Raw genomic sequence first — 17,230 nt, forward strand, 5'->3', positions numbered from 1 at the left:
GCCAGTGCGTAGTAGTGGACAAAAAGCGACAAAAGCACCAATCACACAAGACCTTAGCGTCGTGTTCAAGCTTTTCCCTTTGCTCTTTGAGGATACTCCATGAAAAACAGCCATCTCTCGTTGTGCGCAGCCATCTCGGCGCTGCTTGCAGCAAGTTCTACCTGTGCATCCGCTACAACTGCGGGCCCATCCAACGCACTTGCCTTGGCGGGCATCAATACCTCCGAGGTCGCTCGCGTCACCCAGACGGTAAGCGAGCAAGCCGTTTTGCCGCTCGTGCACACCCATCTGCCTTTTCTGACGGCCTACGCGACAACGGCGACCGGCACGCTGGCCGATGCGTCCGCCATGAATCACATGCAAGTGGTGCTGAAGCCCAGCGCCCAGCGCGTCGCGGCTTTGAAACAGCTCGTCAAGGCGCAGCATGATCCCGCGTCGCCCGCCTTTCACCAGTGGATCACGCCGGAGCAATACGGCCAGAATTTTGGCGTGGTGGATAGCGATATCGCCGCAGTCAGTGCTTGGCTGACCTCGCAGGGTTTCGTGGTCAACGCGGTGTATCCGAACAAATCGCAGATCGACTTCAGCGGCACCGCAGGCCAAGTTAATCAAGCATTCCACACGCAGGAAGCGCTGTACACCACCAAGCTCGGCGCGAACTACACCGCCAACAGCACCGACATCAGTGTGCCGGCGGCCCTGCAGCCGGTTATTGCTGGCGTGCTGGGCCTCCATAACTTTCATGCACAACCAAGCCTAGCCGCACCATTGTTCGGCAAATTCAACAACGGCACACACCGTTTTGATCAGGTCAATGCCACAAAGGGCGCATCGCTCATGCCTGCCACCCGACAGCCGCAAGGTATTCCGATGGCCATTACTCGGAGCACCTTACGCGGCTTGGTACCCAATGACTTCGCGAACATGTACGGCATCGTGGGTCCTGCAGGCCAGAATATCCGAACCAACGGCATTACCGGCAAAGGCATCACCATTGCCGTGGTCGAGGATGAGGATATGCAGCCGGGTGACTGGAACAATTTCGTCCAGATATTCAATCTGGGCAGCTACGGTGGCACGTTCACGCAATTTCAGCCGCAGCCCAGCGGCCAAATCAATTGCATTGCCCCGAAACCGAATGCACTAAGAAATCCTACAACTGATTATCTTGAGACCATCCTGGACGCGGAATACACCACGGGCATGGCGCCGGGTGCCAACGTCTGGGTCGCCACCTGCGACGATAGCGGCTCAGGCAACTTTTTTGGTGGAGAGTTCCTGGCGGCCAGTAACCTGGTCAACGCGGTCGCTCGGCCGAATGTCATCAGCGTCAGTTACGGATACGGTGAAGGTTCGGTCCCTGTCGCTGACAAGGCAGCGATCGACGCCATGTGGGCGCAGGCCGATGCGGAGGGTATTTCGGTGTTCGTATCGTCCGGAGACTCCGGCTCGAATCCGAGTTTCAACGGGCTTTGGATCTACTCAACTGGTATCGACGCCAACGCGATGGCCAGCTCGCCCAACGACACGGCGGTGGGCGGCACCGATACGGCAGATATCTGGGACGGCACCACCAGCACCTATTTCAATAGCACACAAAATGTGGCGTACGGCACTGCCAAAGGGTATGTCCCGGAGATTCCCTGGAATGCAAGCTGTGGCAACGACGTCGCTGTCAAGGCAGCATGGGGCTTCTCCAATCCCCTCGATTTGTGCAAGCAATACCTCATCACCGATCCCAATGGCTTGTACGTGACTTCCGAGGCCAGTAGCGGCGGCACGTCTTTTACGGATATCAAGCCCGAATGGCAGACAGCCGTCACGGGGGCGGCGCTGGACGAGACTCGTGATGTACCGGACGTGGCCATGTTCGGCGGATCCTACGGCCCAACCACGGCAGCCGTACTTTGCACGAATGCCAATCCATGCGTAGCAGGCTTTACGCAGCCGACGGAACTGGTCCAGGGCACTTCGCTTTCAGCGCCGTTGATGGCTGGCGTTCAAGCGTTGATCGACCAAGGTATCGCGCAACGTGGGTTGCCGGCGAACCAGGGTAATGCGGCGCCGACCCTGTATGCGCTCGCGGGCCAGGAATACGGCAATCGCCAGAGCCCGGTTCCAGCCAGCTTGGCCGCCTGTGCCAGCGTGGATAACGGCGACCCCAACGCCGGCGCGGGCTGTGTGTTCCACAACATTGTCCGCGGCAATATTTCCACTCAATGCATAACTAATGCCTTCCTCCAGGGACCGAACCCCTACACGACGGACTGCTACAACTACGGCACTGTTAGAAATCTCAGCATCTTCCTCGCAGGACTAGGTCCGTCAACCGTAGGCCTTACCAGCTTGGATCCGTATAACTACGCGACAGCGACCAAGGCGTATTCCGCGCAACCAGGCTGGAGCTTCGCCTCGGGTCTAGGCTCGGTAAATGCCCGCAACCTGTTGATGGCCTGGCGTGCATACGTCAAGGCGCCTGCCGCTCCCGTCTTGTGAAACGCAGGGGCATGGCCGTCTTTGGACGCCATGTCCCCTTAGCGCGCACGCCATCGGCTTTGGACCAAAAAAAGTATTAACCACACAAGCAGCTCGGTGTCGTATTCCAGTCTTCCCTTTTGCTCTTTGAGGATATTCCATGAAAAACGGCCATCTCTCGCTGCGCGCAGCCATCTCGGCGCTGCTTGCGGCAGGTTCTACCTGTGCATTCGCTACAACAACAAGCCCGTCCAACGCACTTGCTTTGGCGGGCATCGATACCACTGAGGTCGCACGCGTCACCCAGACGGTGAACAACCAGCTCGTTGCGCCGCTCGCTCGTACTCACCTGCCTATCCGGATGTCCGCTGTAACGACGACCGGCACGCTGGCCGACACGACCGCCATGAGTCACATGCAGCTGGTGCTGAAACCGAGCGCGCAGCGTGCGGCCGCGCTGGAACAGCTCGTCAAGGCGCAGCATGATCCCGCGTCGCCTGCCTTTCATCAGTGGATCACTCCGCAGCAGTACGGCCAGAATTTTGGCGTGGTGGACAGCGATATCGCTGCGGTCAGCGCATGGCTGACCTCCCAGGGTTTTGTCGTCAACGCGGTGTATCCGAACAAATCCCAGATCGATTTCAGCGGCACTGCCGGTCAGGTCAAACAGGCCTTTCACACTCAACAGACGCAGTTCACCACCAAAGGCGGTGCGAAATTCATTGCCAATAGCACCGATATTAGTGTGCCGTCCGCCCTGCAGCCTGTCATTGCCGGTGTGCTGGGTTTGAATAATGTCCACCCCCAGCCGTACATAACGAAGCCAATGATTGGCAAATTCAATGCCGGCACGCACCGCTTTGACATAGGCCAAGGCGGCGATAAAAAGCACTTGTCTGCGAGCGGACAACCGCAAGGGATTTCGATGGCTTTGCAAGGTCAATTCTCGCGCGCTCTGGTGCCCAATGACTTCGCGAACATGTACGGAGTCGTGGGTCCTGCCGGCAAGAGCATTCGCGACAATGGCATTACTGGCAAAGGCATCACGATCGCCGTGGTCGAGGATGCGGAGATGCAGCCGGGCGACTGGACCAATTTCGTCCAGACATTCAATCTGGGCACCTACGGCGGTACGTTCAAGCAATTCCAGCCACAGGCCAGCGCCGCAGGCTTCAAGAACTGCCTCGAGCCGGCCAATGGTGTGCAAGCTGATTTTGATGAGACCGCTCTGGATGCGGAATATGTGACGGCGATGGCGCCGGGGGCAAACGTCTGGGTTGCCGCCTGCGACAGTTTCAACAACAGCGCGAACTTGTTCGGGGGTACATTCACTGCGGCCGATAACCTGGTCAACGCAGCTGCCCGGCCGGATATCATCAGTGTCAGTTGGGGCTCCGGTGAAGCTAACGTCGATGGCGGTTCCAAGACCGCGATTGACATGATGTGGGCGCAGGCTGATGCCGAGGGTATTTCGGTATTCGTTTCCAGTGGCGATTCCGGTTCCAATCCAAGCTATAACGGAGCTTTCATCTACGGTCAGGGAATTGATGCCAACGCGTTTGGCAGCTCGCCCCACGATACCGCCGTGGGCGGCACCGATACTGCGGACATTTGGGACGGCACCACGAGCTCCTACTTCAACGGCAATGGCAACGTGGACTTTGGCACCGCCAAGGGCTACGTCCCGGAGATCCCCTGGAATGCGAGTTGTGGCAATGGCATCGTCGCTAAGTCGGTCTGGGGTCTCACAAGTGCGATTGACTTGTGCAAGTTGTACCTGCATGCCGATCCCGATGGTTACACCATAACCTCCGAGGCAAGCAGTGGTGGTCCATCTAGCGTGGATGCCAAGCCCGCATGGCAGAGAATGGTGCAGAATGCCGCTCAAGACCAATCCCGCGATCTCCCAGATGTGGCGTTGTTCGCCGGTTCCTACGGCGAGACAACAACGACCGTCATATGCAAGCACTTCTACCCATGCAGCCCGACCTTTTCGACGCAGGTGGAAACGGTCGAAGGCACGTCGCTCTCCGCGCCGCTGATGGCGGGTATTCAAGCCTTGATTGATCAGGGGATCGCCCAGCGCGGACTTCAGGCTGATCAGGGCAATTCCGCGCCAACCCTGTATGCGCTCGCGGGCCAGGAATATGGCACCGGCCAAGGGCCCGTTCCGGATAGTCTGGCCGCCTGCGCCAGTGTAGACAACGGCAACCTTGACGCCGGTGCCGGCTGCGTTTTTCACAACATCGTTCGCGGCACTATTTCCAGCCAGTGCTTGACCGTTGTTGATGCCCAGACAGCCCCAACGACAAACTGTTACTTTTATGGCGGCATTAATAATTTGCTTGAAGATAAAATCTTCAACTTGGGCCCTGTCACTCTTGGCCTTACCAGCTTGGACCCGCAAAATTACGGGCCAACGACCAAGGCGTATTCGGCGCAGCCAGGCTGGAGCTTTGCCTCGGGCCTTGGTTCGGTGAATGCTCGCAACCTGCTGGTGGCTTGGCGTGCATTCGTCAATGCGCCTGCCGCTTCTGTTCAGTGAAATTGGAAACACGGCTGCCTTTGCAGGCAGCCGTGTTCCTTAACATAGCTGTTTTAATAAGTCGGTACTCGAGATGCGAACGTAGGTCTCCTCCGATCTGGTAATGCCGGAGGCTGTTTGGGATGAGTCGGCTCGACATTGCATACCTTGACGATTCAACCCTTCGCTTTTACCAGCTACCCCCAGCGCGCATTCGACCACGGACCCTTCGGTGGTTTACCGGCTGTTTTCCACCGGGGTTTCCTATCCGCTTCGTCGAGCCCCGTGCGCTCTGGGGGTAGGCTTTTATCTTCCCACCCGATTCGTCGTATTGAAGTTAGGTAATCCGAATATTCAGGTGTGTGATGTGCTTGGGAAACCAATTGGCGTCACGATGACAAGCGCAGGGTTCATCCAAGCATTGAATGATCTTCTGATAGTTTCTCCGATTTGCTGAGGTCAGCCTCCATACGTCTTTCGCTTCTAGCTACGGGTCGCGCGCCACATTCAATGCCTTCTTCTGAGATGCTCCGCCGACACGCAAGCCACTGTGAGGCGAACTCACGCACGCGTACCAATGCGAACTGCATCTCCACCCTTTGGTGAAATACGCCGCAGCTTTTAGGCGTTCTGCAGTTGTGCCTCGTTCTTGAGCTGGCTCCTAGGAACCACAATCCACGCCTGCTGTTTCGAGCAGTGCTCGTAATTCCGTCAACTGGGGTGCGTAATTCTTCCAGCGTTTCAGCGCATGGCGATGCATCGGCGCGCGTACTTGCATGACACTGGCCGTGCTCAAGGCGGCATTGTTCTCTTCGAACCGAAGACAGGAGGCGTGCCACGGCAGGTCGCAGTGTTTCAGAATTCGGCGGGTGTTGAATTCTTGTTCTTCCACCAATGCTTCGTACTCGACTTCCAATATGCGTCCGGGCAGGACGCTCTTCCAGTGGGCCATCAGGCGGTCGAATTGGAGGTAGTGGTGGCCGGTGTCGAGCAGGTTCAGCGAATAGTCGTGAAATTCAGAACCGTGCGAAAACAGTTCGCGAAAATTGCTGAGGCAGGTATCCAGAGGGCTGCGTCTCAAGCAGATGATCTTGGCATTGGGTAACGCGTTGGCGATATGTCCAACATAGAAAAAATTATGCGGTAGCTTGTCGGTGAAACGTGGTTTGTTGTCGGTCATCGGGCGCGTGCTGTTCAGATAGTTTTCGCCCAGACGATCCCAACGCAAATCACGACTCTTTTCGAGCGTTTCCAAATCCAGTAGCGCGGGCGTGTGTGTGCCCGCTGCCTGCTTGAGGGCAACTCCAAAATTTGGCAGTTCGCCAGCGGAATGGACGTATGGATGGCTGGAGACGATTCGTTCCACAAGGGTGGTCCCTGTGCGTGGAAGACCCATAACGAAAATAGGTTCGCCGGTGGGAAAGCCTCGTGGCGGCGACCACGGCTCTGGAAATATTCGCATGATGGCGTCGACCATAGCTTGATCATGGAGGGCGGAATTCGTACGCGTACTCCCGACGGAGGCTTTGCCCCTAGTGAAATGGGCGAAAGCCTGCGGAAAGTCGCCAAGGTCTTCGTATTCCTTGCCAAGCGCCATATGCAGATTCATCAGCGCCTTGCTGTCGTCTGCATGTTTATGCGCCAACGCGAGCATGGTGTCGATGTGGTTGCTCTCCCGCGTCTGCCTGCGCACCTTCGGCAGGCTGAAATGAGCCCTCCAGTAGGTTGGGTCAAGTGCCAGGCATGCTTCATATTCCTTTTCGGCTGCCTCACTCTCGCCCGTATACATCAGGGTGGTTGCGTGGTTGTAGCGGCACACTGCGTTGGTCGGCGCCAGCTCGACAGCTCGCCCGAAAGCGCAGACAGCACGTTCGAGCACATTCGAGCGCGTGTAAACAATGCCCAGGATCTCGTACAACTGCGTATCGGTTGGGGCGAGGTTGAAGGCGCGATTAGCCATACGCAACGCCTCGCCCGGCATGTTCGTGATGGAAAGAACCTTCGCACAATGCGCGGCGTAATCGGCACGATGCATATCGAGCCGGGTTGCTCTGCGCAAATGGACCAGCGCTTGCGGCCAATGTTGCAGCTCCACCGCGGCTCGCCCGGCAATATAGCGGGAGCCAGCATGGTCGGGCTCCTTTTGCTGGAACTGCATCGATAACTCGTAAGCGCGCTGCCAGTTTTTTTGCGTGAACTCGGCAATCGCCTGGGTATGCAAGTTGTGCGAGGCAAGATGGTCCATCGTGTTCTCGTGGAGAAGAATGCAAGAAATACGTTACACCTGCGAATCTTCAGCGAAAGAAGATTCGCAGGATTCTCGGAGCTGATTAAAAATGGCGAGAAGATAGTTTTAGGGAAGAAAGCCATACCTTGGTGCAAATGCGTTGCAAGCTTGTTCCTGCACATATTGAATGGTGTGGGACCACGAAACTAGTTTGTTAAACGCGATGGCGTCACACCGCGCTGAGGAACCGCGCCCTCTGTCTCAACCATATTTACATATTAAATCCAACGCTGACCGTTTGGACCTCTTTTCGTCAGCCGATGAAATGATATGTTTCTATCAGGATAGAAGTATAAACGTCTATTTCCATTGCGTGGCAAGTGCAAAAAAGTCTACTGTGACAAGGGTTGGGCAACAAGCTGGTAGGAAAACAGATTCTTGACAGAGGAAATCTGTTTTCAGTGGGTCATTGCGATGCGTGCAGCACGACGTAGCATTCAAGCGTAAGTTGGTCTTGTATCATTTGCTGGCGGCAGGACGCTGCCAGAATCTTTCGACCCATACTCGTGCATTCGCAGTTGATTTTAATCAATGGGCGGAATGCAGACATCAAATTTTCAGTAACAAAGACGGCCGATCGTCAGAGCAACCTCCTGATTCCGCTTCGAACTGATGTCAGATACAGGCATCGTGTTGTTAGCTGCCGCAGCCTTAGCCATTGCTAGGCCTCATCCGTTCGGGAAAAACTAAGAAGATGATTCAGGTGCATCTGACAGTATCAATGGCGCTCGGCAAGAAATATCTAATTCTCTTGGCAAACGGATCGAGCCATGACGTCGTCATTCGGGGTTCACACACCACGACTGCCGGTAACATGCTGATACTCGAGATTGACGGCAAGGTTTGTCAGTACCCGGGCCTAAACGATGCGATCGGACCGTTTATAGGGATATCGCCAGTCTGATACTTAGTGGCATGGCTGAAACAAATTCCCATCGCTCAGAGCTGAAAATTTCAGACTCTAAGTTCCACTCGAAGGCCGCGAGGCGTTCATCCTTATGAAAGTTTTCATCGGTGGCGCCAACGCAAGCCCCGCCGACCGTCGCGCGAAATGGCCCACATATGAAGTCCTACTGACTCTTGGCGCAAAACCAACGACGCGTCAGTGTCACTGTTTCCTTAGGTGATGAGCATGGACACAAACTCTCCGGATCAGTCGCTGTCGACGCCTGTTCAAGAGATAGCCGACGAGACAGATCGTGTGCACACAAGCCGCGCTGATGAAATTGACTGGCTATGGAGCAAATATCTAGCAGCCTCTTTGACCGAGCCCCAAATTCATCGCATGGTGGAGTTGATCCTTGCCGAGTCTGCCCAGTCGATCGGTTAAATTCTGATCGTGGCGCACTGGCCAATCTGAGTCCGACAGCGGAGCGGTGTTCTTCCCGTCGCTGTTGTGGGCATCGGCGGCGGTGGTCCAAGAGCTTTGAAATATCGCGTTCAATACGCGGCGGTGCTGGTCTGGCTGAGCGTGCAAGCCGTTTGCCAGCCAGCCGTGGAAGAAGTGGACGAAACGAAGGCTCTGCATCGATACGGGACCATCCGTGACAGAAACCAATTCGTGTTTTCGCGACCTGATCACGTTCGAAACAGAACCGCCGACGCAGGATGTGAGCGCATGAGCATGACCTGGCGAAAATGAATCTGGCGCTCTGCATGACCATGATGCCGATCGCAGCGATTGCGTTGCAGACTCAGCCACGCTCATCGACGACTCCGGTCAAGGCGCCGATGACGTCGGCATCGTCGCAAGCCAGTGGACCGAATGCGCTCTTCACGCAATGGGACACGAACCACGACGGAACGCTGTCGCCGGCTGAGTTCAGCGCGGGCTGGGAGAAGCTTCAGTCGGATGCCGCGTTGCATCGGTTGCACGACCAGTTTGTAGCGCTGGACACCGACAGGAGCGGTAGCCTGGATGCGGCGGAGTACGCGCACTTGGCATTGGTCAAGCACGCCGGCGCATCGGCACCGCCGATGTCGGCATTCGATACGGACAAGAACCAGCGTCTGGATTTCGAGGGAATACGTCAACGCGGTGAACTATCTGCTACAGCACGAACAGAACAGCACAAACGCACCGGATGACGCGCACATCGACAAGGAAAGGTTAGCTGTAGTTATTTGAAGCCATCACACGAGACCGAAGGCTGTGGACTCTGTGGAGCTTCCGGTGTGCTTGGTGGAGCGCCGTAGTACGGATGATCCTTATCGCGGGAGTCGTACCGAGACTGGTCTCTCATGCTCTGTGGATCTTGGCCTGAAGCATTCACTTGATAGTGAGTGCATGCAGCTTCTTGCTGCAGTCGTGACGCGACTCTTGTGTCATCCGATACGCAAGCGGTGATTGTGGTGTAGAGAGACACAATGCACGCAAAGAAAAAATGGCCCTATACGTGTCGCATTGTTACCTCACGTGCGGTTGTGCGAACGCAGGTGCCTGCGTTAGCGCGACATGTGTAGTAGCGAAAGCGACGCTTGCCGTTGACCGCAGGCGTCGGCATCAAACGGTTTGCGCTTTCATTTCCGCGAATCTATTTGCGCGCGCGGAAGAAATGCGATTGCCAACCAGCTCACCAGCGCGAACAGGTTCAGCCACGCGAACCAATCGTCGAAGCGTGAGTAAAGCGTATGCGTCTCGCGCAGCGACAAGTCTCCAACGACTTCGGCATCCTGGTGCTCGCTTGATGCTTCGGCAAGGACGCGTCCCCGGTCGTCGCTCAACGTCAAACGGCCGGCATGCGCAGCGCGCGCGATGGCAAAACCATTTTCCACGCCACGCATGATCGCCATGCGGCTGTGCAGCCAGCCGTCGACTGTGAAATCGGATGCGGGTACCAACAGCAATTGCGTGTCACGCGCGGCGTACGCCCAGCCGATGTCGTGGAAGTCCATGTCCTTGCAAATTGCCAAACCAATGCGCGGCGTTGCATCCAGCATCGTGTAATCCGTCCCGGGTTTGTACTGCTCCAACCCGATGAGCAGGTGATGCTTGCTGTACGTAAAAAGCGTGGGCGTGCGAGGCCGAAACACCATAAGCATGTTGCGGGCGCTGGACGGATTCATTTCCGAATCGACGCCCGTTGCCATGGTGATTTCGCGTGCGTGTGCGAGCTGTGCAAACGCCGGAATGTTGGCGCTGGCGAGTTTGAAAGTGGTCTCCGGCATCAGCACAAGTTTCGCGCCTTGATCGCCAAGTCGATTCGCAACGGCAAGGTAGCGCACTTCAAGTGCCTGGCCTGCGGGTTCGCTCAGAGAAACGCCAGCGGGTTTCTGCAACGACACCAATCCAATGCGCATCGTGCTTGCGGCAGGCGTTCGCAAACGCCAGCTGCCATATATGGCCAGTGCCGCAACGATTGCCGCTGCCAGGAGGACAGGGGCTGAGCTACGAAGTTTCCCGGTCGTGCGTGACGCAATACATGCGGCAATCGCTGCTGGCAGCAGCAGCAATATGAAACCGACGCCCCACAGGCCGGTCATGGCGGCGACCTGGATGATCGCCAACGCATCCATCTGTGTATAAGCGATGTTGCCGAACGTGCTATGCGGCGACAGCAAGCTGTAGACGTATTCGGCGGAAACCCAGGCGGACGATACAGACAACGCCGCGACCATGACGTAGCCGCGCAACAACAATCGCCGGAACAACCACACGCAAAGTGCGAGCATGACGCCCGGCATGGCGATGAAAAACATGATTGCGACCATCGGCAAACCGATAGCCTCATGCAGATACGACCACTCGTTGAGACTACCGATCGCGTAGGCCGTGAATGCAGCCAGCAACGCCCATGGCGTGCGCACTCTTGGCGCAAGCCAGAGGACCGGCAGCGGCGCGAACCATGTCAACCACCAAAGAGGTTGCAGGCCGCTCCCAAGCCACCACATCGCGGCTGTCAGCAGGGTCGCGGCAAGCCAGGTCAATTTGGCGAAACGATTATCGAGCCTTGATGCCATCGAGTAATCTCCCGTGCGACTGTTTACAGAAAGCGCGGAATTGCGCTTCATCGAAGCTGAAGCGTCCGGCGCGGTAGAGCACGATCAGGCCATGCTGGTGAGCCCAGATTGTCATTCCGACGTCATGCGGATCGTCCTGTTTCAGAACGCCCTGAGCCATGCCATCGATGATGGCGTCGATGACGACATTGAAAGTTGGCGACGACCCGGCGCGAAAATCCTCCGGATAGAGTCGCGCGTCATCACGACGTACCGAGAAAGAGTGGTCAAACAAATGCGGATGCGCCAACGCGTAATCCAGATACGGATCCAGCAGCGTCATCAAGCGCCGTTCGATATCAGGATGCCGGGTGCGCGTTTCCCATTCCTCTGCGGCGATCTGAAAGCTGTCGTCGGAAAGTCGTTTCAATAACGCGCTGCGGTTCGGGAAGTGCCGGTAGATCGCCATCGGCGTGATGCCGACCGCGTCAGCCACGCGACGCATGGTCACAGCTTCCGCACCGTCTCGATCGAATATGCGATGGGCGGCACGAATCACTTTTTCGACGGTTGTGAGTCGCGGCATGTATACAGCGTATACAAATCAGGTGAAGCAGTGCAATACTCTGGCTAAAATCAGCGGAACGTGGCCAAAGCGACGTTGGCCTCTTCAAAGACCTGCATGAGTGGCTTCCTCGTGCACCCACGCTGCAGCTGATGCCGTCGTCTGGATGGTCGCCGGCTCGTACAGCATTGCTCGCGTGATGGATACTGCAAAAAATATCAGTACCCCAAATTGCGAGGCACACGTAGCTTCTACTTGCCCCGGTCATGCCACGCCGACGAGACGTCAGGGCGCAGACATCGGATGTCTGGTGGGATTTGACATGGACGGGCAAATGGTTGGCTCATCGCCCCTGAGCTAGAAGGCGCCCGCAAGGGCGCCTTCGTTTTTTGCGTGTCCGAAAATAAGAAAGCGTGCTTCGAGGATGACCACCTGCGCGTGGTGCCGGTCGTGGCAAGCCGTGCCAGCCATCAGAAGCAGCAAACGACGGGGCATGTTCCGTGCCTGCTCGTGCGGAGAACGAGTTGATGCCGCGAAGCGGATCAATGGAGGCCGGACTGTCAGTTGCCAGTTGCCGAATATGCCCGTTGCGCTGCCGAAAAAGCACTACCTTCTGCCGGATTTGTGCATTGACCTATTTGCTGCTGCTGTTCAATGAAGTGGACATGCAACGGTCGAGTCATCCGCAATTTCGCAATGGAAGGTGAATTAGATGAATCACATTTATCGCCTGATCTGGTGCCGTGCTCGCAATACTCTGGTGGTCGTCTCGGAGCTGGCTTCCTCCAAAGGTGGATCTTCGGTGCGCACGGGCTGCCGCAAGAAAGGGGTGCGATCGCTGCATCTGGCATCTCTGCTGCTGTGCTCACTCGCCATATCGCCGGTGTTCGCGCAGTCAACGGACAACGCGAAGTTGGCGGATCTTCTGCCGCTCGTCGACAAATACTCACCCGTCGCGCCGACACCATTGAAACCCGTTGCGCAGGCAGGCGAGTCGCATGTCACCGCCATGCCTGAGCCGCAGGTATTTCAGCGACCTCTTTCGCCACGTTCGGCTACGCGTGCGCCGCGCGCTGAATCTCGCGTCGCAAAATCGGCAGCGATTCATCAGCCCGTTGTCGCTCGTGCAGAAGTTCACGAATCCTCTGAGGCAGTTCAGGCATCGCGCGCGTCAACGCCGCCGACGCCCAAGAGCATGACGACAGATGCGGGCAAGCCGATGGCGCAGGGGTCACTCGCTATCGACGGTTCGGTAGCCGATCGTCGGCGAAGCCACGAAACCAGCAAAAAATCCGCCAAGCACAAGTCGACGGATTCGGATGCGCTCGACGATGCGAGCACCGAATCAACGGCAACTGATACAGCTACGGTCTCACCATCGCCGCTGGCTGCGTCGTGGAGTACGCGGTCGACCTTGGCGATGGCCGGGCCTTCGACATCCGCCATGAGTTCGAGCGACATGCTTTCGCCATCGATGTCGATCCTTTCAGCATCGCAGCCGGTGATACCTCTACCGGGACCTTCGCCCACGGGTATCATCGTGGGCAATGGCGGCGTCGTGGGCGCGGTTTCGCAATTGCTGGGGCCGACGACGAACAGTCTGTTTGGAAGTCCAGACGGCTATGTCAGTAACGGATCGTTACGCGTCAACAACGCGAATTTCACCCAGGGATATTCAACGCTGAGCGCGCTGGGCATCCCCCTGTTGAATCTGACGGCGGTTGGCACGGTGTTGACGTCGACCGGCGGTGCGCTCGTGGGCGGCACCGGTATCAATTCGCATCTCACGCTGATCGGTGGCGTCACGTCCGACAGCTACATCGACAACATCAACAATGGCGGGCCGGGCGGTTTGCTTGGCATCGCTTTGCCAACTCATGCGCCGGCGTGGTCGTCCACGTGCCTGAACCTGCTTGGATTGGTGACGGAGTCGTGTTGGGGCCTTAATGCCGCGCAGGACTATCAAGTGCTTGTCGGCGATGGCGCTACAGCGAATGGATCAAAGGAAGTCGTGATCGGTACCGGCGCCAGCCACACCTTGCCAACGCAAGATGCCGACACGGTGTTTCCAGGGTCGGGCACGAATGATCCGAACAATCCAAGCGGCCTGCCGACAGCAGACTATGAAGCGCGGCTTGGTCACTCGGTGGTCATCGGCGACGACGCATCCGGAACGGCAAATGCGCAAACCATCGTTGGTGCGGAGGCAAGCGCCAGTGCCGCCAACAGCGTGGCGCTAGGCTATCGATCAGTGGCCAATCGTGGCGCCCTGACTGGCTATGCTGCCTTTGGACTTGCCGCCTTGCAGAACTCGGCTGGTGAAGTGTCCATCGGCTCAGCCGGCAACGCGCGACAGATCACCAACGTTGCCGCCGGCAGTGCGCTGACTGATGCCGTGAATGTCGCGCAGCTCGAAGGCGTATCCACAGTGGCGGATAACGCCGTGCAATACGATGATGCCGGCAAAGCCGTCGTCACACTGGCGGGAGCGCCGAGCACGGACGGAGGCGTGACCGGCGGTACCACGATTACCAATCTGCATCAGGGCGCGCTTAACGCTACGAGCACTGATGCAGTGAACGGATCACAGCTTTTTGCCACCAACCAAAGCATCACCAACGTTTTCAATACCGGAACCAAATACTTCCAGGCAAACAGCACCGGTACGGCCAGCAAAGCGTTAGGTGCGGACGCGATCGCCGGTGGGGTGAACAGCCAGGCGATCAGCACCAACAGCATCGCCATCGGCAATAGCGCCATCGCGGGCAGCGCTGCAGATCTGACACGTATCAGTGAAGTGGCGATCGGCAACAACGCGGTGGCATCCGCGCAGAATTCCATTGCGTTGGGTGATGGTTCGTTGGCCAGTGGGCCGCAATCCACAGCAGTCGGCTCAGGTGCCCAGGCGATCTCGGCTCAGAGCACTGCGCTCGGCCGTAGTGCCACGGCCGGCAACAATGCAACCGCACTCGGCATGAACGCCATTGCGTCCGGCCTTCGATCAACCGCCGTAGGGCAGGGTGCGACAGCCGCGACAACCAATGGCACGGCAGTCGGCCAGGCTGCACAGGTCACGGCTGCCGGAGGCGTCGCGTTGGGCTTCGGCTCCATCGCATCGACAGCCTCGGGAATCACCGGCTATGCACCCACCGATGCAACGCCCGCCACCATCGCTGCGATCAACGCCACCACCAGCACGCTGGGTGCCGTATCGGTAGGCGACGCGACTAGCAGTCAGTACCGACAGATCACCGGCGTAGCAGCCGGTACGGCAGCGAGCGACGCGGTCAATGTGGCGCAGTTGCAAGCTGTTGACGGCGCGCTTTCGACGCTGGGCAATACAGCCGTGCAATACGACACGCGCCTGGATGGCACGCCGAACTACGACAGCGTGACACTCGCAGGCGCGCCTTCCACCGATGGTGGCGCGACGGGCGGCACCACGATCAGCAACCTGCATCAAGGTGCGCTCAACGCCACCAGCACCGACGCGGTGAACGGTGCGCAGCTCTACGCCACCAACAGCAATATCTCGAACATCTACGACACCGGCACGAAATATTTCCAGGCCAACAGTACGGGCGCCGGCAGTGCGGCAACGGGTGTGGACAGCGTCGCGGCGGGTACGGGCGCGCATGCGATCAACACGAACGACGTGGCCCTGGGTTCCGGTTCGATCACGGCAGCGGCACACGTGGGCACAACGGCATTGTTTGGTGGCACGGCCGCGGGTACGGCATCGTCGGTGCTATCGATCGGTGCCGGTGGCGCCGAGCGTCAATTGCAGAATCTCGCACCGGGCGTAGTCGCCGCAGCTTCCACCGATGCGATCAACGGATCGCAACTCTATTCGGTGGTCGCGGGAGTCAACACGATAGGCAGCTCCACGGCCACCGCGTTCGGCGGTGGCTCGTCGTTCGATCCGAACACGGGCGTAGTGATCGCGAACCTGACCTATGGCGGCGCTACTTACGCATCCGTGCAGAACGTGCTCGATGCGCTCACGGGCGGTGGGTCCGGCCAGGGCATCAAATATTTCCACGTGAAATCCTTGCTCGCCGATGGCAGCGCGAGCGGTGCTGACAGCGTGGCGGTAGGTCCGCTTGCCGAGGCCACGGGCGCGAGCAGTGTCGCGATCGGCAATGGTGCAACAGCCAGCGCCAACAACGCTTTCGCAATGGGCACGGGTGCCAACGCCAGCATGGCCAACAGCGTGGCCCTTGGTGCCGGTTCGGTCACGCTGGTGGGCGCATTGACGAACTACACCGCTTACGGGCTGACCGCGCCGCAGACATCCGCGGGCGAAGTGAATATCGGCAATCGCCAGATCACCGGCGTGGCTGCAGGCTCTGCCGCAAACGACGCGGTCAACGTCGAGCAGTTGCAGGCCGTGAACAACCAGGTGCAGTCGGTGGACCAGCTGGCCGTGAAATATGATGCGGATACAGCGGGCCATGCCACCAACTCCATCACGCTGACCGGTAACGGCAGTGGTGCACTGGTGCGCATCACGCAACTCGCTGCAGGTGCGGAGCTGTCCACCAGCAGCGACGCCGTCAACGGCTCGCAGCTGTGGCACTGGACGCAGGACGTCAACAACATCTACAGCAACTACAGCCTGTACACCGATTTGCAGAATCTTCCGACGGATGGTGGCGGCAGTTCCAAATATTTCCACGCGAATTCGACACTGGCCGATTCGTCTGCCAGTGGTTCAAACAGCGTTGCCATCGGTCCGGTGGCCAAGGCAAGCGGCAGCGACAGTGTTGCGGTCGGCAATGGCGCCACCGCGACTGCGGACAACGCCGTGGCCATCGGTGCCGGGTCCGTTGCAGATCGCGCGAACACGGTGTCGGTGGGCAGCGATGGCAACACGCGTCAGATCACCAACGTCGCAGCGGGCACGCAGGTCACCGATGCGGTGAACATGGGCCAGCTCACCTCGACGGTGACCGCATCCCAGCAAGGCACCGTGCGCTACGACCAGCACGCCGACGGCAGCACGGACTACAACAACGTGACGCTGGGTAATGGCAGTGGCACGACCGTGATCCACAACGTGGGTGCGGGCATCGCCAACACCGACGCCGTGAATGTGGATCAGCTGAATGCCGGCATCGGTCAGGCAGTCAATTGGGCCAATGCATACACCGATCAGCAACTCCAACGGATCAGCAATCGCGCCAACGCAGGCGTGGCTGCAGCCATGGCGATGAGCGGGCTGCCACAGGCATACGAGCCCGGCAAGAGCATGGCATCCGTTTCGGCCGGCAGCTTTCGGGGCGAGTCGAGCCTGGCTATCGGCGTCTCGACAATTTCCGAAGGCGGCAGGTGGGTTTACAAACTGACGGGATCGACCGATACGCGCGGCGATGCCGGTGTGACGATCGGAGCAGGCATGCAGTGGTAGGGACGCGTGGCATCCACATACGGACGTAGA

General features: G+C 58.1%; 8 protein-coding genes. 5 read left to right on the top strand and 3 right to left on the bottom strand.

Going from position 1 to position 17,230, the window contains the following annotated elements:
- The first annotated feature begins 99 nt into the window (after window positions 1–99).
- Both GSQ73_RS09710 and GSQ73_RS09715 read left to right on the top strand, forming a co-directional pair.
- Window positions 100–2,496, top strand: coding sequence for a protease pro-enzyme activation domain-containing protein (locus tag GSQ73_RS09710; RefSeq protein WP_158883485.1), 2,397 nt, complete (start codon window positions 100–102; stop codon window positions 2,494–2,496).
- Window positions 2,497–2,635: 139 nt separating this feature from the next.
- Window positions 2,636–5,020, top strand: a complete 2,385-nt coding sequence (locus tag GSQ73_RS09715; RefSeq protein ID WP_158883487.1) for a protease pro-enzyme activation domain-containing protein — start codon at window positions 2,636–2,638, stop codon at window positions 5,018–5,020.
- Between the two features lie 640 nt (window positions 5,021–5,660).
- Here GSQ73_RS09715 and GSQ73_RS09720 read toward each other — a convergent pair.
- On the bottom strand, window positions 5,661–7,244 hold the full coding sequence (locus GSQ73_RS09720) for a tetratricopeptide repeat-containing sulfotransferase family protein (protein ID WP_158883489.1): 1,584 nt from the start codon (window positions 7,242–7,244) through the stop codon (window positions 5,661–5,663).
- A gap of 1,174 nt (window positions 7,245–8,418) precedes the next feature.
- On the opposite strand from GSQ73_RS09720, the gene GSQ73_RS09725 reads away from it, so the two are divergent.
- Entirely contained in the window at window positions 8,419–8,616 is a 198-nt protein-coding gene (locus GSQ73_RS09725; RefSeq protein WP_158883491.1) for a hypothetical protein, read from the top strand.
- A 326-nt stretch (window positions 8,617–8,942) separates the two neighbouring features.
- A complete protein-coding gene (locus GSQ73_RS09730) occupies window positions 8,943–9,374 on the top strand; it encodes a hypothetical protein (protein ID WP_158883493.1) in 432 nt (143 codons plus the stop codon).
- Window positions 9,375–9,806: 432 nt separating this feature from the next.
- Here GSQ73_RS09730 and GSQ73_RS09735 read toward each other — a convergent pair whose 3' ends face one another.
- Both GSQ73_RS09735 and GSQ73_RS09740 read right to left on the bottom strand, forming a co-directional pair.
- The gene (locus GSQ73_RS09735; protein ID WP_158883495.1) at window positions 9,807–11,246 is read right to left on the bottom strand and encodes a nitrilase-related carbon-nitrogen hydrolase; all 1,440 of its coding nucleotides are present in this window, start codon (window positions 11,244–11,246) and stop codon (window positions 9,807–9,809) included.
- On the bottom strand, window positions 11,227–11,811 hold the full coding sequence (locus GSQ73_RS09740) for a TetR/AcrR family transcriptional regulator (RefSeq protein ID WP_158883497.1): 585 nt from the start codon (window positions 11,809–11,811) through the stop codon (window positions 11,227–11,229). The genes GSQ73_RS09735 and GSQ73_RS09740 overlap by 20 nt, the downstream gene beginning before the upstream one ends.
- A gap of 1,423 nt (window positions 11,812–13,234) precedes the next feature.
- Here GSQ73_RS09740 and GSQ73_RS09745 point away from each other — a divergent pair.
- Window positions 13,235–17,200: a YadA-like family protein gene (locus GSQ73_RS09745; protein ID WP_254063369.1), complete on the top strand. Its 3,966-nt coding sequence runs from the start codon at window positions 13,235–13,237 to the stop codon at window positions 17,198–17,200.
- Window positions 17,201–17,230: the final 30 nt, after the last annotated feature.

The organism is Rhodanobacter sp. L36 (assembly GCF_009765755.1).
Lineage (GTDB): Bacteria > Pseudomonadota > Gammaproteobacteria > Xanthomonadales > Rhodanobacteraceae > Rhodanobacter.